Genomic DNA, 16,877 nt, shown 5'->3' with positions numbered 1-16,877 from the left:
CCGCTCATGCCCTGGGAAAGGAAGTGTCGATCTCGTCCATGAACCGTGCGCGCTCCTGAGCAATGTGCGATCGGTACGCGTCGAAGTTCCCAGCATGATCGTCGAAGCGCGAGAAGATCGCCCGCACCAAAGTCGCGAAGCGCTGCTCGAACGCGTCACTCGACTCGTCCAGCTTGTAGGCGTCTGGAATCGGGAGGTCTTCCTGGAAGCCGGCACTGCCGCGGCGGCCCGTGATGACGCAACAACCGGACGCGGCGGCTTCCCTAGGCATTCGATCCTTCCCGGGGTGGTGGCCGAAGTCCATGTACAGCATGGACGATTGCAGCGTAGCGCTCATCTCGAAGCGGCTGAGTCCCCGCAGCGCCATGAATTCGACATCGGGCATCTGCCGCATCAGGCGCTGGGTCGTCGCGATGCCCTTCTTCGGATTGAAAAGAATCCTTCGCGTTCGCGAGGCGGCATGGATCGGCGAGACGATGTCGCTGGTCACATAGTCGGAGAGCATCTGCGCCGGCAGCCCGAGCGCATGGACGAAATCGAGGGCGTATCGAGACTGGCAGAAATGGTCGACCCGCCGCAGCTCGGCGCGCGACAAATTGCGACGTTGCAGCGCGAAGCGAACGCGGCGCAGCAGATCCGCCCACGCACTCAGTCGCTCGACGCCGAAAAAGTAGTCGACAGATAGCCACCAGACCGCCCGGCGCGCACGACGAAACCGGCGCAGGAGATAGGTCGCCGACTCGGGCGCAATGACATATTCGTGCGGTAGGTCCTGCGGCTGGCGAACACTCACGTCGTAGTGCGCGAACGGCTCAGGGATATCCTGCGAAGCATTTGCCGGGAAGTAGCTGATGTAGGCCTTGCGGCCCAGCTTTCTCAGTCCATCGACAAGTTGATGGAGCGCCTCCGGCCCGCCAGTGACGTAACTGGACGGTGCGAAGACGAAGTATGCCCTGTCGGGCGCCTTGCCCTCAGAATCAGACGGCACCCATCTTCTCCGATAGCATCAGGGCCCGCGCGACCGCCTGATCCATGTTGTAGTACTGATAGTCACCCAGTCGGCCAGCAAAGACGACGTTTGGTGCCTTGCGGGCCGCGAGATCGGCATAGCGCTGATACAGCGCACGATTCTCTTCACGAGGGATCGGATAGTAGGGTTCGTTCTCGCCTTCCTTATGAGCCACCGGGTACTCCGTCACGATGCCGGTCTTGCCATTGAGAACCTGCCCGGTGAGCGTTTTCTGCTCGGTGATCCGGGTGAACGGTTCGAGGCCGGGATAGTTATGCGTTCCCGTTGTCTGGAATCGATCGACCGAGAGGGTCTCATGTTGGAAGCGCAGCGATCGGTAAGGCAGTCGACCGAGCTCGAAGTCGAAATACTCGTCGATGCGTCCGGTAAAGAACATCCGATCAAAGGCGACGCCTTGCATGGCATCGAGGTGTGACATCCCGAGATGGACCTCCACGCCAGTCACGTCAGCCATACGCCGCGCCATCTCGCCGTAGCCGCCCTGCGGCATCGCCTGGTACGTGTCTTGGAAGTATCGGTCGTCGTGGGAAACGAAGACCGGGACTCGCGCCGTCACGGCGGCATCGAGATCCTCAGGCTCGAGCTCCCACTGTTTTCGCGTGTAGTGAAGGAACACGTGCTCGTAGACGAACCCCGCGAGTGCCTGCAGTCGCGGTTGAGCGCATTGCTTCAGATCCAGAATGGGCACCTTCGCGCCGAATCCGTACTGCGCGACGAGCATCTCCTTGATCTGCGCTGCTTCGCCGGAGTCAAAGACTCGGTCGATCGAAGTCAGATTGAACGGGATGGGGATCCACGATCCTTCGACAAGCCCGAGGACGCGGTGTTCATAAGGCCTCCAGCGGGTGAACACGCTCAAGTAGTCCCACACCTTCTGGCTGTTGGTATGAAAGATGTGCGGCCCATAAACGTGCGTGAGGATGCCGTGCTCATTCGGCGCGTCGAAGGTGTTTCCGCCGAGGTGGCTGCGCCGGTCGATCACCATGACTTTCCGGCCGAACCGCGAGGCCATCCGTTCGGCGAAAGTCAAGCCGGTCAAGCCTGCGCCAACGACAAGCCAGTCGAACTTGATCATGATGAGATGTGCAGTTTCGTCGCCGTAATGAAGCGAATAGCCATACCGCCAAAGACGGTAGCTTCAGCGGCCAGGAGCGACCATGCCGCGCCCGGCGATCCGTAGGCAGCCGGCAGGGTCAGCAGCAAGCCGATGCCCATCACGGCTCCGACTGCGATGCAGCGGTTGAAGAATTGGTCATCTCGGAGCGGGAGCAGCCACAACATGCCCAGCACGGTCGAGCCGTAGAGTGGCGCCAGGATCCAGCAGAGCACGCGCAGGACGTCCCCCGCGGAGGAGGCGAGCTCCGCGCCTGCGAACAACTGCATAACGGCGTCGTCGCCGAGGAACAGCAAAGCGGCGGCAACCAACCCAGAAGTTACCGCCATGGCGAGGAGCCGCGACGATACGCGCAAGAACACGATGGGGTCTCGTTGCTGCAATTCACATTGCACAGGGTACAGAACCAGCGTCAGCGGTTGCAGCGGCGCCGCGAAGGCGCGGACCATCCGGTCCGCGATATGGAACGCCGCCACGCCCGGCAACGGCACGACCAGCGCCAACAGCGCCGGGACGGCGGCCGTGTAGCTCGTGGTGAGCGCACGGAACGAGGCCATGCTGCCCGTCATGCGCAATCCGCTCAGAACAATAGAGGTGCTCAGCGAGGGACGACCCAGTGAAGCGTGGATCCAAACGAGCGAGAGAGCCGGTGCCAGCCCGTAGAGCACACAATAGCACCAGAGCGTCGATGCCACGTCGCGAGCAGCCAATGCGAATATGGCTGCGCCACCCACCATGGCGGCGACTTCGATTGCCGCGTGGCGGCGCAGTTGGCCGGTGGCCTGGAAATACCACGCGTTCGTCCACCCCGTAGCTACCGTCAGTGCGGCCGTGGCCATGACGGATCCCGGCGTCAACGCGTGGACACCGAATCCCCATGCGACGAGTGCCGCGACGGCCAGAAGACAGGCCGCGACAGCCACGCGCGCGCCCAGCACTTGCTCGGCGATGCGGCGCCGCTCGAGTTGCGATGCATTAACGGCTGCGCGTGTTGCGCTGAGGCCGAATCCGAGCTCGACGAGTATCGACAGCGACATGGCGACCGAAACAAGCACCGCCACCAAGCCAAAAGAGGACGGATCGAGCCGCCTCGCAAGGAGCGGGACGACGAGCAGCGGAACGGCCAGCTTGAAGGCTGATCCCGCGTAGGTGGCCAGCGTATCGATGGCGGTGGCTCGAGGCATGAGGCGGCTCAGCGGGTTGGCCGGCCCAGGTTTCTGATTCGGGCTCGCGCGATGTGTAGCATCCGAACGTTCCGCAATGCGACTCGGCATCAGATGGCAGCAGATTCTCGGCGATTGAAACGGGCAGTCCGCTCTGATACGGCTGGTGCGCCCTCCAGGCGAGGAGCACCGTGACGAGTTTAGCCATCGCCCTGCTGGTGTCGCTCGCCATCGCGGCGGTTATCCTGGCCTGCTCTCGCGGGCGGCATGCCGCGTGGCACGATCATGAACTGCGCGGCGTGCAGAAGTTCCACGCGCGCCCGGTTCCGCGCGTGGGCGGAGTGTGCATCGCCGGCGGACTGTCCGCGCTGGTGTGCTGGGTGGGCCTCACCGGTCGAGGTCCGCACGCTGAACTCTTGCTGGTGTTGCTGTGCGGCCTGCCCGCCTTCGCTGCCGGGCTGCTCGAGGACCTCACCAAGCGTGTTTCCGCGACCACGCGGTTGGCGGCGACCATGGTCAGCGGCGCCATGGCCTTCTTTATGCTCGATGCTCAGCTCAAGTCGGTCGAGTTGCCAGTCCTCGACTGGCTGATGAACTACACGGTGTTCAGTCTGGCCTTCACCATGATCGCCACCGGTGGCGTTGCCAATGCAGTGAACATCATCGACGGCTACAACGGTCTCACGGCCGTCGTCGTATCGGTGATGCTGCTGTCGCTGAGCTATGTAGGTTGGCAAGTGGGCGACAACCTAGTCGTGTCGGTCGCGCTGGCCGGTACGGGCGCACTAATGGGCTTCTTCGTCTGGAACTGGCCGCGGGGACTGATCTTCCTGGGCGATGGCGGGGCCTATTTTCTCGGTTACCTGGTGGCCGTGCTGTCTTTCCTGCTCGTCTCCCGGCACGCCAACGAGGTATCGCCGTGGTATCCGTTGCTGCTGGCCATCTACCCAGTCTTCGAGACGCTGTTTTCCATCTGGCGCAAGCGCATCGTGCGCGGCCACAGCCCCGGTATCCCGGACGGCCTGCACCTTCATATGCTGGTGTTTCGTCGCCTGGTGCGCTGGGCGGTCGGGCGCCGAGACGCGGCCAGCCTCACGCTGCGCAACAGCCTCACTGCCCCTTACCTCTGGCTGCTGTCCAGTCTCGCGGCGCTGCCGGCGACGCTGTTCTGGCGCCAGCCCACGCTGCTCAAGCTGTTCGTCGCCGTGTTTTGCGTGCTCTACGTGTGGCTCTACCTAAGTCTGGTGCGCTTCCGCGCGCCACGCTGGCTGATGGTGCGCGGACGGCGCGGCGGCCTGCTCAGTCGCTTCAAGGACGATCTCTGACGTGACGCTGGACGACGAGCCGGACGACGCCGAGGTCGCCAGGCGGTGGACCGCCGGCGCGGTCTTCATGCTGGCCGTGGCGGCGCCGCTCCTGCTGGCGCCGTCATCGGTGCCGGACGCGGTGTTCTACAACCAGGCCGCCGCGGCGCTCGGCTGGGGCGCGGTGCTGGCCGGTGCTTGGTGGCCTCGGCCGGCACGACCATCGTTGGCGGTGTCCTGGTACGGGATCTGGCCGGTGCTGGCGGCGCTCGGCGGGCTGGCGCTGGTGGCGCTCGGGTCACAGGCGGCGGCGGCTTGTGTGCTGGCCGCCGCGTTGGTGGTGGTGGCGGCAAGCCAGGCCGTGGGCCAGTCCGACGAACCACTGCTCGCGATGGGACACGCATGGTGGATCGCCGGCGGCCTGAGCGCGGTCATCGCCGCAGTCCAGTACTTTGCCCCGTCGCTCGCCGACGGCTGGCTGGTCGCCGCCAGCGGGACCGCCGGCCGCGCAGTCGGCAACATGCGCCAGCCCAATCACCTTGCCACGGCGCTGCTGTGCGCCATCGTCTGGACCGCTTGGCTCTGGCGTGTCGGTCGCCTGCGGCCCTGGCTGGCGGGAGGCTCGATCACCGCGATGGTGTTTGCGGTGGCGCTGAGTGCGTCGCGCACCGGTGCATTGTCGCTCTCCGTGCTGCTGGCGTGGGCCGTGGTCGATCGCTCGCTGCCACGTGCCGCACGGCGCGTATTGGCATTCACGCCGCTAGCCTACCTGGTGTTCTGGGCGTTGCTAGCCGCCTGGGCGCAGTTCGCGAGCCAGCACTTCTACGCCGCGGACCGACTCCAATCGTCCGCCGACATCAGCAGCTCGCGCTTCGCCATCTGGAAGAACGCCGCCGTGCTGATCGCGCAGAACCCATGGACCGGCGTCGGCTGGGGCAACTTCAACTTCGCCTGGACGTTCACGCCCTTTCCCGACCGGCCTGTCGCGTTCTTCGATCACACGCACAACCTCCCGCTGCAGCTGGCCGTGGAGATCGGCGTTCCGGCCACTTTGGCCGTGTTGGGCTTGGTCGGTTGGGCGCTCTGGCGGGCACGCGGTGCGTGGGCGTCTCGCCAGGCGATGGACGCGCAGCATCCTGGGCGTGCTGCGTTCGTGATGCTGGTGGTCCTGGGTGTCCACAGCTTGCTCGAGTACCCGCTGTGGTATGCCTACTTCCTTCTGCCGGCGGCGTGGGCCATGGGGCTGTTCATCGGCAGCGCGCCGCGGCGAAGCGCTGGTGATGCGCTCTCCGTGTGGCCGCCGAGGCTCATGCAAGCGGCAGCTGCGTTGATGATCATCGGCGCGCTGTACGCCGCCTGGGACCATCGACGCATCGAGGTGATCTTCTCGCCGCCTGCCGATGCAGCGCCGCTCGCCGAGCGCATCGAGCGCGGACAGCGCAGCCTGCTGTTCGGCCACCATGCCGATTACGCGGCGGTCACGACGCCGCCGCGCGACCAGCGCCTGGCCACGTTCCACCGGCCCGTGCATCAGCTCGTCGATGTGCGGCTGCTGATCGCCACCATCGAGGCGCTCAAGGCCAACGGTCGCGACGCCGAGGCGCTTTATGCCGCGCAGCGGCTGCGCGAGTTCCGCCGGCCCGATGCGCAGGCCTACTTCAAGAATTGCGACACACCGGAGCCGCCCTGGCAATGCAACACGCAGTCTGTACCGCTGACCTGGCGCGACATCGACCGCGTATTGCGTTGAGTCGCGGTCAGCCGCCGGCCGCCCTCCAGTGGCCCGACTTGCCGCCGCGCTTCTCGAGCAGCCTCACGCCGTCGATCACCATGCCGCGGTCGGCGGCCTTGCACATGTCGTAGATCGTGAGCAGGCCGACCTGCACCGCGGTCAGCGCCTCCATCTCGACGCCGGTCGCGCCCACGGTCTCTGCGGTGACGATGCAGCGAACCAGCGATGCAGCGACATCCAGCTCGAACTCGGCCGCCACGCGCGTGAGCGGCAGCGGATGGCACAGCGGAATCAGCTCGGCGGTCCGCTTGGCGGCCTGGATGGCCGCGATGCGCGCGATGCCGATCACGTCGCCCTTCTTCGCCGTGCCCTGCGCGATGAGATCGAGCGTGGCCGGCAGCATGCGGATGCGCCCCTCGGCCACCGCGACGCGGTGCGTGGCCGGCTTGGCGCCCACGTCGACCATGTGGGCCTGGCCCTGGCTGTCGAAGTGCGTCAGCGGATTGGCGGCGGGCGTGGAAGGCGAGGACACGGCGAGCAGCAACATCGGGATACAGGGGCGCTGGCATCATAGTCGCTGGCTTCACAGGCGACGTCTCAGGACATGAATCAGGCTGCCGACACCCTGCCGTCCGCAGGTTTCGCTTCCACGCTGCGTGGTCGCGTGCGCGCGGCGCTGATCCACCTTGCGTTGTCGGCGCTGGTCGCGCTGGCCTGCGCGGCCCTGGTGTTCGGCCTTTGGTACCCCACGCCGTTTCGGCAGATCTCCGGGGGCGACGAGCTGTTCCTGCTGATCGTCGCCGTCGACGTGGTTATCGGCCCGCTGATCACGCTGGCGGTGTTCGATTTGCGCAAGCCGCGACGGGAGCTGGTGCGCGACCTGGCCGTGATCGCCGCGCTGCAGCTGTCGGCGCTGGTCTACGGCGTTCACACGCTGGCGCAGGCGCGCCCGGTCGTGCTGGCGCTCGAGGGTGCCCGCCTGCGCGTCGTGCGCGCGATCGACCTCGACGCCGACGGGCTCGCCAAGGCGCCAGAAGGCCTGCGCCGCTTGCCCTGGACCGGTCGGCTCGTCGTCGCGGCGCAGTCGCCGACCGATCCCGGCGAGCAGATGAAGGCCATCGAGCTGGCCTTCGCCGGCATCGATATCGGTGCGCGACCCGAACTCTGGCTGCCGCCGGAGCGCACCGCCGCGGCGCTGGCCGGGAACATGCTCCCGCTCGAGCGTCTCCTCACCAGCCACCCCGGTCGCGAGGCCGACCTCGCCGCCGCCATCGCCACCACCGGCCGCCCCGCCTCGGAACTCGGCTACCTGCCGATGATCAGTCGACGTAGCGACTGGGTCGCCCTGGTCGACCGCAACACCGGTGCCATCGTCGGCTACGCGCCGTTCGACGGCTTCTGAACCAAACCCGCCTCGATGTCCCTTTCCCGCGTGCCTTCGCTGCGTCGCCTCGCGGCGCGCGCCACCGTCTTCGCCATGTCGGCTGCGCTGTTGTCAGGCGGTACCGGTGCGCTGCTGGCCGACGCGCGCGCCCAGGCCTCCAACGCGCTGCCGGCCCTGGGCGACAGCGCCTCCGAAGACGTGCCGATCAACTACGAGCGCAAGATCGGCGACCGCATCATGCGCGAGATCTGGCGCGACCCGCAGTACCTCGACGACCCGGTGCTGCTGGAGTACCTGCGGGGCATCTGGCGACCGCTGGTGCAGGCCTCGCGCGTGGCCGGCAACATCACGGCCGAGCTCGATGACCGCTTCGCGTTCCAGATCTTCCTGGTGCGCGATCCGTCGGTGAACGCCTTCGCGCTGCCGGGCGGCTGGGTCGGGGTGCACCTGGGCCTGCTGTCGGCCACGCACTCGCCGGACGAACTGGCTTCGGTGCTCGCGCACGAGCTGTCGCATGTGACGCAGCGCCACATCGCGCGCAGCGTCAGCGCCGGCAAGACCGCCTCCCTGATCAGCATGGCCAGCCTGCTGCTGGGCATCATCGCCGCGAGCCGCAGCGCCGATGCGGCCAATGCGCTGATCACCGGCGGCCAGGCGGTCTCGGCCCAGGGCCAGCTCAACTACTCGCGCGACTTCGAGCGCGAGGCCGACCGCATCGGCTTCGGTGTCCTCACCGGTGCCGGCTATGCGGCCACCGGCATGTCGCAGATGTTCGAGACGCTGCTGCGCGCCTCGCGGCTCAACGACAGCCAGAACTTCCCCTACCTGCGCACCCACCCCCTGAGCACCGAGCGCATCGGCGAGGCACGCGCGCGCCTGGGCGTCGACGCCGGCAGCCTCGCCATGCCGTCGCGCCCGCTGGTGCACGCGTTGATGCAGGCGCGCGCGCGCGTGCTGATGGATCCGACCGCCAATGCGCTGCAGCGGCAGCAGGCGAGCGACGCGGCCAGCGCGCCGTCGAGCGCCGGCACGCCCGGCGACCGGCTCGCTGCGGCCTACGCTTCCGCGCTGGCATCCGTGCTGCTCAAGGACTGGTCGCGCGCCGAAGCGGCGCTCGCGGTGGCACGGCCCATCGCCGCGGGCGATGCCGCCGCGACGCGCGTGCTCGACCTGCTGGCCGCCGAGGCGTTGATCGCGCGCGCCAACACCGGCGACGCCGCCGCCGCGGCGCGTACCGGCGAACTGGTCGACACGCTCTCGCGCTCGCTGGGTGCGCGCGAGTCGCGCCCGGTGCTTTTCTATTCGGCCCAGCGCGCGCTGGTGCCCGGCAGCACGGCCGAGCAGCAGAAGTCGGCCGCCGATCGATTGCAGACGTGGGTCGCGCTCCATCCTGCCGATGCCGGCGCATGGCAGCTGCTGGCGCAATTCTGGGAGCGCCTGGGCGAGCGGCTGCGCGCGGTGCGCGCCGGCGCCGAGGCCCGTGCCGCCATTGGCGACTTGCCCGGTGCGATCGAAAGGCTGCGCGCCGGCCAGCGCCTCACGCGCTCGAGCTCGGCCGACTACATCGAGGCTTCGGTCATCGATGCGCGGCTGCGCGAGCTGCAGGCGCAGCGCCGTGCCGAGTGGGCCGAAGAGGGCCGCACCACGCCGCCGCCGGAAGACCGGCCGATCCCGCGCTGAGCCTTGGAGCCGCCGCTCAGTCGGCGCTCTTGAACAGCCGCTCCAGCGCCGCGTCGATCACCAGTCCGCACACGCTGTAGATCAGCGAGCCGACCACCGCGGCGCCGAAGCCGCGCACCTGGAAGCCGTCGAGCAGCCCGGCGGCCCAGTAGAACATCAGCGCGTTGATCACGAACAGGAACAAGCCCAGCGTGACCACCGTGACCGGCAGCGTCAGCACCACCAGGATCGGCCGGACGATGGCATTGAACAGGCCCAGCACCAGCGCGGCGATCATTGCCGAGCCGAAGCTTTGCACCGTGACGCCGGAGTACAGGTGGGCCACGAGCAGCAAGGCGGCGGCCAGCAGCAGCCAACGGACAAGGGTTTTCATGGCGCGCAGGATACAATCGCGCCTGTCGAAAGGGGAGTAGCACGCCACGCCCGTGGCCGCGGCCCCCCGTCAGTACGGCACGCGGCGCAACGCCGGGTGCCCGGGACCGCAGGACCAGCCCCCCTGGTTCGCAAGACCTTTCGGCGCCCTCGTCTTCTCATCAACCCCCATTGGGAGTGCGCATGAACACGATCGCGCCGGATTGGCTCTGGCTTGTCTTCGTCTCTTCGGTCCTCGCGGCCCTCTTCATCGACTTCGTCGTGCTGCGCAAGCAGGGCGCGCGCGAGGTCACGGTCAAGGCGGCCCTGAACTGGTCGCTGGTCTGGGTCGCCCTGAGCCTGGCGTTCAACGGCCTGTTCTGGTGGGCCGTGAAAGACTCCACCGGCGACGTCGCGCTGGCCAACACGCGCGCACTCGAGTTCCTGACCGGCTACCTGATCGAGAAGTCGCTCGCGGTCGACAACATCTTCGTGTTCCTGATGATCTTCACCTACTTCGCGGTGCCGCCGGCCTACCAGAAGCGGGTGCTGATGATCGGCATCATCGGCGCGATCGTGCTGCGCACCGTCATGATCCTGGTCGGCGGCTGGCTGCTGGCGCAGTTCCACTGGCTGCTGTACGTGTTCGGCGCTTTCCTGCTCGTCACCGGCATCAAGATGTGGTGGGCCGCCGGCCAGGAGCCTGACCTGGAGAGCAATCCGGCGCTCAAGCTGCTGCGCCGCCTGCTGCCGGTCAGCCGTGCCTTCGACGGCGAAAAGTTCTTCACCGTGGAGAACGGCCGGCGCATCGCGACGCCGCTGCTGATGGTGGTGGCCCTGGTCGGCATCACCGACGTGATCTTCGCGGTCGACTCCATCCCGGCGATCTTCGCGATCACCAGCGACCCGTTCATCGTCCTCACGTCGAACATCTTCGCGATCCTCGGCCTGCGCGCGATGTACTTCCTGCTCGCCGCGATGGCCGTGAAGTTCCACCTGCTCAGCTATGGGCTGGCGGTGATCCTGGTCTTCATCGGCGCCAAGATGCTGCTGATCGACGTGGTCAAGATCCCGGTGCTGCTGTCGCTCGGCGTCGTGGTCGGCATCCTCGCGATCACGATGCTATGGAGCGTGAAGACCGCGCCGCGCATCAAGGCGCAGCCGGAATGAACGAAGGGCGGCCCGCAGGCCGCCCTTCTCGTTCAAGCTGCCGCGTGCTCGATCAGACCACGTTCAGCGTCACCTCGATGTTGCCGCGCGTCGCGTTCGAGTACGGGCACACCTGGTGGGCCGCCTCGACCAGTGCCTCGGCGTCGGCGCGGGCCATGCCGGGGATCGAGACGTTCAGCTCGGCCTGGATGCCGAAGCCCTGCGGGATCGGGCCGATGCCCACGCGGCCGGTGATCGAGGTCTCGGGCGACAGCGTGATCTTCTTCTGGCCGGCGACGAACTTCATCGCGCCGAGGAAGCAGGCCGAGTAGCCGGCGGCGAACAGCTGCTCCGGGTTGGTGCCGGCATCGTTGCCGCCCATCTCCTTGGGCAGGCCGAGCTTGACGTCGAGCTTGCCGTCGTTGGTGACGGCGCGGCCGTCGCGCCCGCCGGTGGCCTTGGCTTCGGCGGTGTAGAGGACTTTGTCGAGCTTCGTGACAGCCATCGGGAATCTCCTGTGCGAGGAAGTGAAACGAGGAAGTGAATGCGGCGGTCTTGCGACCTCAAGCCGCGGTGGGGATCGGGGCGCCCGGCCCGGCCAGCAGCGCGGCGCGCAGCTGGCCCAGCATGGCGGTGAGTTCGTCGATCTCTTCGAGCGTGCAGCCGCTGCCGGCCGCCAGGGCCACCGGCACGCCCAGCGCTTCACGGCGCAGCGCGTGGCCTGCGGGCGTCAGGCTGACGACGACGCGCCGCTCGTCGGCCAGGTCGCGCCGGCGCTCGATCAGGCCCAGCGACTCGAGCCGCTTGAGCAGCGGCGTCAGCGTGCCGGAGTCGAGGAACAGGCGCGTGCCGAGCTGGGAGACCACCTGGCCGTCGGACTCCCACAGCGCCAGCATCACCAGGTACTGCGGGTAGGTCAGGCCCAGCGCCTCGAGCAGCGGGCGGTAGTGCCGCGTCATCGCCAGCGAGGTCGAGTACAGCGCGAAGCACAGCTGGCGATCCAGCGCCAGCGGGTTGTTCGCGGCGCTCGAGCGCACGCTGCGCAGTGGGGGGCGGTTGCTTGCCATGGGGCGAACTGTACGATGCATTCGCAATTAAATTGCGCGCAATTCAATTGCCAACAATGCTGACAGGGGCTTGTCTCGAAGCGGCAAAACGCACGTGGTTGACGCCTTGCGGCCACAAAACGGCCCGCCAAGGCGCACGGATACGTGTTTTCCCAGAGGAAACGGCTTACTTTTTCAGCAGGCGCGCAGTACCATCCGCGTCGCAGGGTCGTTGTGAGAATGAGAGCTCATGCGGCTGTCGCCCGGGGCCCGGCACATCAGTCAACCAATTGATGGAGAAATTCAACATGGCAACTGCGAAGAAGGCCGCCGCCAAGAAGGCGCCGGCGAAGAAGGCGGCTCCGGCAAAGAAGGCCGCCCCTGCGAAGAAGGCGGCTCCGGCCAAGAAGGCGGCTCCTGCGAAGAAGGCCGCTCCGGCCAAGAAGGCCGCCGCCAAGGCACCGGCCAAGAAGCGCACGCCGAACGCCGCCTTCATGAAGGCGATGACCCCGAGCGCCGCGCTGGCCGCGATCGTCGGCGACAAGCCGCTGCCGCGTACCGACGTGACCAAGAAGGTCTGGGAGTACATCAAGAAGAACAAGCTCCAGGACGCGGTGCAAAAGCGCGTGATCGTCGCCGACGCGAAGCTGAAGGAGATCTTCGGCAAGGCCAAGGCCGACATGTTCGAGATGACCAAGATCATCAACGCCCACCTGAAGTGAGCGAGAGCGCGGCGGCCCCGTGGGGCCGCTGTCGCGCTGCAAGGCAAGAAGCCCGGCACTGCCGGGCTTTTTTCTTGCCCGACGGTGCCAGCGCGCGCCGGATCAGCGCGCGGCCGACGGCGACTTCGGCGCCTCGCCGAGCCGCCGCGACAGCTCCGTGATGACGCGGTGCACGTCGACCGGCTTGGTCCAGTAGTCGTCGAAGCCGGCCGCGCGCGCCGCGTCGATCTGGTCGCCCATCGCGTCGGCCGAGACGGCGATGCACGGCAGTTCGCGGGTGGCCGGGTCGGCGCGCAGCCGCGCGATCAGCGCCAGTCCGTCGGCGTCGGGCAGGTTCATGTCGATCAGCAGCAGGTCCGGGCGCAGGTCGCGCGCCAGCGCCAGCCCTTGCGCGCCGCTGTCGGCCAGGCTCAGCGTCCACTGCGGGCAGGCGCGGAAGATCTCCTGCATGAGCAACTGGTTCAGCGCCTCGTCCTCGATGTAGAGCACGCGCCGCTCGCCGGCGGCCGCCGCGGCCGGCGCGGGTGCCGGCTCGGCGGGCGGCTGCGCCGCGGCGGCTGCCGGCGCCTGCTCGGCGGTGCTCGCCGGCAGCTCGAGCGTGAAGGTCGAGCCGGCGCCCGGCTCGCTGTGGACGTCGATGCGCCCGCCCATGGCCTCGGCCAGCTCGCGCGCGATGACCAGCCCGAGCCCGCTGCCTTCGATGCGCCTGCGCTCGGCGCCGAGCCGCTCGAAGGCCTGGAACAGGCGCGCCTGCGCGGCGCGCTCGATGCCCGTGCCGGTGTCGCGCACGGCGATGCGGGCGCGATCGCCCTCGCGCGTGACGCTCACGCGCACCTCGCCGCCGATGCGGTTGAACTTGATCGCGTTGGACAGCAGGTTCATCAACACCTGCTCGATCGCGCGCGCATCGCCCAGCACGTGGCATTCGCCGCCGGCCGGCGCATGCAGCGCGATGCCGCGGTCGACCGCCAGCGGCTGCACCGTCTCGACGCAGGTGGCGATGACGGCCTGCACCTCCACCGGCTCGGCGCGCAGGCCGAAGTCCTCGCGCTCGATGCGGCTGAGGTCGAGCACGTCGTTGATCAGCTCGAGCAGGTGCGAGCCGGCGCGGCGCAACCCGGCGAGCCGGCTGGCCTGCGCTGCCTGCAACGGATGGTCGCGGTCCAGCGCCATCAGCTGCGCGAAGCCGAGGATCGCGTTGAGCGGCGTGCGCAGCTCGTGGCTCACGCGCGAGAGAAAGGCGGTCTTGGCACGACTGGCGCGCTCGGCCTCGGCCTTGGCGCGCGCGAGCTGGCGCGCCTCTTCCTGCGCGGTGACGTCGCGGCAGGTGCCCACCAGCGAGGTCGCGCGGCCGTCGACCGTGCGACCGGCGCGCGCCACCACCTCGAGCCAGCGCCGCTGTCCGTCGGGGCATTGCATCGGGAAGCGCTGCTCCAGCGGCTCGCCGTGCCGGATCGCGCCGTCCAGCGCCGACGCGACGCGGGCACGGCAGGCCTCGTCGATCGTGGCCAGCCAGTCGTCCAGCGTGAAGCGGGGATGCGGATACGGCAGCCCATGGTTGGCGCAGGCGCGCGCATCGAGGCGAAGTTCGCCGCTGACGGTGTCGACCTCGGCAATGCCGATGCCCGCGGCGGCGGCCGCCATCAGCCAGCGCTCCTCGGTGCGGCGCAGCACTTCGGCCGTGTTGCGCCGGCGGGTGACGTCGGTGCTGAACGCGTGCCAGCGCGTGCCGCCGTCGGGCAGGCGCTGCGGCGACGCGCGCGTCTCGATCCAGCACCACTGGCCGTCGGGGCGGCGCTGCCGGTAGGCGTGCACCAGCGGCGTGAGGTCGCGCCGATGCTGCGCCAGCGCCTCGCGCAGCGCGGCCACGTCGTCCGGGTGGACCAGGCTGAACAACCGATCGGGATGGGCCATCGCGGCGGCCGGTGTGACGCCGAGCTCGCGTTCGATGCCGTCGCTGATGAATCGAAAGCGCCCCTGCCCTTGCGCATCTTCTTCGTAGGTGTACATGACGCCCGGCACCTGTGCCGACAGCTGGCGCAGCATCGCGTCGCGTTCGCGCCGCGCGCTCAGGTGCAGCCGGGAGTCGAGCAGCTCGGCCACCGCGTGGCCGAGCTGGGCCAGGTCGCGCCGTTGCGAGGCGTCGAGCCGGCGCGGCACGCGGTCGACGACGCACAGCGTACCGATGCGCTGGGCGGCCACCGTCAGCGGCTGTCCGGCATAGAAGCGCAGCGCCACGGCACCGCTCACGCCGGGCATGCCGGCAAAGCGCGGGTCCTCGAGCGTGTCGGGCACCTCGAGCAGCGCATCCTGCTCGATCGCATGGGTGCAGAAGGCCTCGTCGAGCGACTGGCTGTCGCTCGGCATGCCCACGCAGGCGAGCAGGTGCTGCGCCCGGTCGTCGATCGCCGTCACCGCGGCGATCGGCGTGGCTGCCAGCCGCGCCGCGGCGCGCACGAGCGCTTGGAGGCTGGCATCGCGATCGCCCGCACATTCGGGGCGCAGTGCCCGAACGATGGCCGTTCGGTCAGCCGTGCCCGCGAGTGGCATGTCGGTGGTCATGGTCCCGTGACATCCGAGGAAGACCCGAAGCGGGCATTCTGTGCCCGCAGGGCGGTGCTGTCATGCGGCGCCCGTCAGGGTCAGGGGGGTACGAGGCCGAACAGCGCGGCCGCGTTGCCCCAGGCGATGCGCCCTGCCGCGGCCGGGGGCAGGTCGCCCAGCCATGCGCGCGCCTCGGCCATCAGCGCGTTGTAGCCGTCCCAGCGCGCGTTGATCCAGGTGTCCGACCCCACCAGGAAGCGCTGCGGCTGCGCACCGAGCAGCGTGCGCCATGACGGCGCGAGACGTCCCCCGCCCAGCGTGAGGCCAGGCCGGTAGCTCAGCTCGCCGAGCAGCGTCGGGTGCGCGGCCAGCAGCGCCTGCACGCGCTCGATCGGCACGCCGCCGATGCCTGTATGGGCCCAGATCAACGTCGCCTGCGGCGCGTGCGCGAACAGCTTCTCGATGGCGATGTCGTCGCAGTGGGCGAGCACCGCCAGGCCGCGTTCCTGCGCCAGGCGCATCAGCATGCGCGCGGTCGCGTTGTCGGCGAACAGGCTGTCGTAGAGGTGGAACTCGCCCAGGCCGCGGTAGGGGCCGGCCTCGGTGCCGCGCGCGAGCTCGCGCTCGACCATCTCGACGATGGCCGGATCCTTGTGCCAAGTTTCGTAGTCGGCGCGATGGCGGTACAGGCGGATGAACGGCACGACCTGCACGCCGGCAGCCGCCATCGCCTCGCGCGCCGCGGCCAGCGAGCGGGTGCCGTCGTTCGGGCGGCTGTTGGCGAGCACGCCGCGCACGCCGCTGGCGCGAAAGCGTGCCAGCACAGCGGGCAGCGGATAGGGCGCCTGCGCGTCGTCGTTGTAGTGCAGATGCGCATCGAACAGCGGGCCGGCGTAGGCTGCCGGCGCGGCCTGTGCGAGCAGGCCCGACGGCGCGCCGATCGCGGCGAGCGCTGCCAGCAGCGCTCGTCGGCGGACCGGTGCGCCCGCGAACATCAACGCCTCGCCGCGAGGGCGCGCTCGAGGAAGTCGAGCCGGTCCTGGCCCCAGAAGATCTCGCCGTCGAGCACGTAGCTCGGCGCGCCGAACACGCCGGCGTCGACGGCCTGCTGAGAGTCGAGCTCGTAGCGCTCGTGCACCGCCTGAGAGTGCGCGTCCTCCAGCAGCGCCGCCGGCAGCTCGCGCTCGGCGAGCATCTGCGCGAGCACGGCCTCGTCGGCGATGTTTCGCTCTTGCTGCCAGACGCCGCGCAGCACGGTGTCGGTGAACGCCATCGCGGCGTCGCTGCCCAGCCGCAGGTCGACCGCGATGATCAGCTTCGCGGCGTCGTCGCCGGCGACCGGAAAGAACTTCGGCTGCAGGTTGATCGGCACGTGCAGCCATTCGGCGAATCGCTGCAGCTCGAGCAGGCGATAGGCCTGGCGCTGCGGCGCGCGCTTGGCCAGCGGCAGCCCGCCCGAGACCGGAAACACCTTGCCGCCGAGGTCGACCGGGCGCACGTTGATCTTCGCGCCGGCCTTGCGCGCGATGTCCCAGAAGCGAAGGTGGCCGAGATAGGTCCAGGGCGACTGGGGGGCGAAGTAGTAGTCGATCGTCGGTTGGCTCATACAGCGGTCTCCTTGGCGCCGGGGCAGTCTAGCCAGATGCCGTGCGGCGCGT

At 68.6% G+C, this 16,877-nt stretch carries 16 protein-coding genes; 6 read left to right on the top strand and 10 right to left on the bottom strand.

The genetic code is table 11. The features are described 5' to 3' along the window. Positions 1-4: 4 nt before the first annotated feature. The 3 genes from ACO2TI_RS13180 to ACO2TI_RS13170 are packed head-to-tail and all read right to left on the bottom strand — an operon-like array spanning position 5 to position 3,328. Entirely contained in the window at positions 5-988 is a 984-nt protein-coding gene (locus ACO2TI_RS13180) for a hypothetical protein (RefSeq protein ID WP_423284893.1), read from the bottom strand. Beyond that, a complete protein-coding gene (gene glf, locus ACO2TI_RS13175) occupies positions 978-2,105 on the bottom strand; it encodes a UDP-galactopyranose mutase (protein WP_423284892.1) in 1,128 nt (375 codons plus the stop codon). Before glf ends, ACO2TI_RS13180 begins: the two co-directional genes overlap by 11 nt. Continuing rightward, entirely contained in the window at positions 2,102-3,328 is a 1,227-nt protein-coding gene (locus tag ACO2TI_RS13170; RefSeq protein ID WP_423284891.1) for an oligosaccharide flippase family protein, read from the bottom strand. Before ACO2TI_RS13170 ends, glf begins: the two co-directional genes overlap by 4 nt. A 170-nt stretch (positions 3,329-3,498) precedes the next feature. On the opposite strand from ACO2TI_RS13170, the gene ACO2TI_RS13165 reads away from it, so the two are divergent. Continuing rightward, a complete protein-coding gene (locus ACO2TI_RS13165; RefSeq protein WP_423284890.1) occupies positions 3,499-4,632 on the top strand; it encodes an MraY family glycosyltransferase in 1,134 nt (377 codons plus the stop codon). A 1-nt stretch (position 4,633) separates the two neighbouring features. Next, on the top strand, positions 4,634-6,361 hold the full coding sequence (locus tag ACO2TI_RS13160) for a Wzy polymerase domain-containing protein (RefSeq protein ID WP_423284889.1): 1,728 nt from the start codon (positions 4,634-4,636) through the stop codon (positions 6,359-6,361). Positions 6,362-6,368: 7 nt separating this feature from the next. On the opposite strand, the gene moaC is transcribed toward ACO2TI_RS13160, so the two are convergent. Further along, positions 6,369-6,890 carry a cyclic pyranopterin monophosphate synthase MoaC gene (moaC, locus tag ACO2TI_RS13155; RefSeq protein ID WP_423284887.1) on the bottom strand — a complete coding sequence of 174 codons (522 nt, stop codon included), beginning with the start codon at positions 6,888-6,890 and terminating at the stop codon, positions 6,369-6,371. A 57-nt stretch (positions 6,891-6,947) separates the two neighbouring features. Here moaC and tfpZ point away from each other — a divergent pair, with 57 nt between their 5' ends. After that, positions 6,948-7,745 carry a TfpX/TfpZ family type IV pilin accessory protein gene (gene tfpZ / locus ACO2TI_RS13150; RefSeq protein ID WP_423284885.1) on the top strand — a complete coding sequence of 266 codons (798 nt, stop codon included), beginning with the start codon at positions 6,948-6,950 and terminating at the stop codon, positions 7,743-7,745. Between the two features lie 15 nt (positions 7,746-7,760). Continuing rightward, the gene (locus tag ACO2TI_RS13145; protein WP_423284884.1) at positions 7,761-9,407 is read left to right on the top strand and encodes a M48 family metalloprotease; all 1,647 of its coding nucleotides are present in this window, start codon (positions 7,761-7,763) and stop codon (positions 9,405-9,407) included. 16 nt (positions 9,408-9,423) lie between these two features. On the opposite strand, the gene ACO2TI_RS13140 is transcribed toward ACO2TI_RS13145, so the two are convergent. Next, on the bottom strand, positions 9,424-9,780 hold the full coding sequence (locus ACO2TI_RS13140; RefSeq protein ID WP_423284882.1) for a phage holin family protein: 357 nt from the start codon (positions 9,778-9,780) through the stop codon (positions 9,424-9,426). A 182-nt stretch (positions 9,781-9,962) separates the two neighbouring features. Here ACO2TI_RS13140 and ACO2TI_RS13135 point away from each other — a divergent pair, with 182 nt between their 5' ends. Then, positions 9,963-10,928, top strand: a complete 966-nt coding sequence (locus ACO2TI_RS13135; protein ID WP_423284881.1) for a TerC family protein — start codon at positions 9,963-9,965, stop codon at positions 10,926-10,928. A gap of 52 nt (positions 10,929-10,980) precedes the next feature. Here ACO2TI_RS13135 and ACO2TI_RS13130 read toward each other — a convergent pair whose 3' ends face one another. Further along, a complete protein-coding gene (locus tag ACO2TI_RS13130) occupies positions 10,981-11,412 on the bottom strand; it encodes an organic hydroperoxide resistance protein (protein WP_423284879.1) in 432 nt (143 codons plus the stop codon). Between the two features lie 58 nt (positions 11,413-11,470). Further along, a complete protein-coding gene (locus tag ACO2TI_RS13125) occupies positions 11,471-11,974 on the bottom strand; it encodes a MarR family winged helix-turn-helix transcriptional regulator (protein ID WP_423284878.1) in 504 nt (167 codons plus the stop codon). Positions 11,975-12,261: 287 nt separating this feature from the next. On the opposite strand from ACO2TI_RS13125, the gene ACO2TI_RS13120 reads away from it, so the two are divergent. Beyond that, positions 12,262-12,675: an SWIB/MDM2 domain-containing protein gene (locus tag ACO2TI_RS13120; RefSeq protein WP_423284876.1), complete on the top strand. Its 414-nt coding sequence runs from the start codon at positions 12,262-12,264 to the stop codon at positions 12,673-12,675. A 102-nt stretch (positions 12,676-12,777) separates the two neighbouring features. Here the strand turns inward: ACO2TI_RS13120 and ACO2TI_RS13115 are convergent, their stop codons facing one another. The 3 genes from ACO2TI_RS13115 to ACO2TI_RS13105 all read right to left on the bottom strand — a co-directional run bounded on the left by ACO2TI_RS13115 (position 12,778) and on the right by ACO2TI_RS13105 (position 16,825). Further along, positions 12,778-15,237 carry an ATP-binding protein gene (locus ACO2TI_RS13115; protein WP_423284875.1) on the bottom strand — a complete coding sequence of 820 codons (2,460 nt, stop codon included), beginning with the start codon at positions 15,235-15,237 and terminating at the stop codon, positions 12,778-12,780. Between the two features lie 80 nt (positions 15,238-15,317). After that, the gene (locus tag ACO2TI_RS13110; protein WP_423284874.1) at positions 15,318-16,214 is read right to left on the bottom strand and encodes an amidohydrolase family protein; all 897 of its coding nucleotides are present in this window, start codon (positions 16,212-16,214) and stop codon (positions 15,318-15,320) included. Beyond that, positions 16,214-16,825: a 2-hydroxychromene-2-carboxylate isomerase gene (locus ACO2TI_RS13105; protein ID WP_423284873.1), complete on the bottom strand. Its 612-nt coding sequence runs from the start codon at positions 16,823-16,825 to the stop codon at positions 16,214-16,216. Before ACO2TI_RS13105 ends, ACO2TI_RS13110 begins: the two co-directional genes overlap by 1 nt. Between the last annotated feature and the right edge of the window lie 52 nt (positions 16,826-16,877).

This window comes from Caldimonas sp. KR1-144, assembly GCF_049446155.1.
Classification (GTDB): Bacteria; Pseudomonadota; Gammaproteobacteria; order Burkholderiales; family Burkholderiaceae_C; genus Rivibacter.
Note: the sequence above shows the minus strand (reverse complement) of the source record. Positions and strands in the feature narration are given on the sequence as shown.

What these genes read in the sequence shown, in the direction of transcription:
- glf (WP_423284892.1), bottom strand. Translation starts at nt 2,105, where the DNA reads ATGATCAAGTTCGACTGGCTTGTCGTTGGCGCAGGCTTGACCGGCTTG.
- ACO2TI_RS13170 (WP_423284891.1), bottom strand. Translation starts at nt 3,328, where the DNA reads ATGCCTCGAGCCACCGCCATCGATACGCTGGCCACCTACGCGGGATCA.
- moaC (WP_423284887.1), bottom strand. Translation starts at nt 6,890, where the DNA reads ATGTTGCTGCTCGCCGTGTCCTCGCCTTCCACGCCCGCCGCCAATCCG.
- tfpZ (WP_423284885.1), top strand. Translation starts at nt 6,948, where the DNA reads ATGAATCAGGCTGCCGACACCCTGCCGTCCGCAGGTTTCGCTTCCACG.
- ACO2TI_RS13145 (WP_423284884.1), top strand. Translation starts at nt 7,761, where the DNA reads ATGTCCCTTTCCCGCGTGCCTTCGCTGCGTCGCCTCGCGGCGCGCGCC.
- ACO2TI_RS13140 (WP_423284882.1), bottom strand. Translation starts at nt 9,780, where the DNA reads ATGAAAACCCTTGTCCGTTGGCTGCTGCTGGCCGCCGCCTTGCTGCTC.
- ACO2TI_RS13135 (WP_423284881.1), top strand. Translation starts at nt 9,963, where the DNA reads ATGAACACGATCGCGCCGGATTGGCTCTGGCTTGTCTTCGTCTCTTCG.
- ACO2TI_RS13130 (WP_423284879.1), bottom strand. Translation starts at nt 11,412, where the DNA reads ATGGCTGTCACGAAGCTCGACAAAGTCCTCTACACCGCCGAAGCCAAG.
- ACO2TI_RS13125 (WP_423284878.1), bottom strand. Translation starts at nt 11,974, where the DNA reads ATGGCAAGCAACCGCCCCCCACTGCGCAGCGTGCGCTCGAGCGCCGCG.
- ACO2TI_RS13120 (WP_423284876.1), top strand. Translation starts at nt 12,262, where the DNA reads ATGGCAACTGCGAAGAAGGCCGCCGCCAAGAAGGCGCCGGCGAAGAAG.
- ACO2TI_RS13115 (WP_423284875.1), bottom strand. Translation starts at nt 15,237, where the DNA reads ATGACCACCGACATGCCACTCGCGGGCACGGCTGACCGAACGGCCATC.
- ACO2TI_RS13110 (WP_423284874.1), bottom strand. Translation starts at nt 16,214, where the DNA reads ATGTTCGCGGGCGCACCGGTCCGCCGACGAGCGCTGCTGGCAGCGCTC.
- ACO2TI_RS13105 (WP_423284873.1), bottom strand. Translation starts at nt 16,825, where the DNA reads ATGAGCCAACCGACGATCGACTACTACTTCGCCCCCCAGTCGCCCTGG.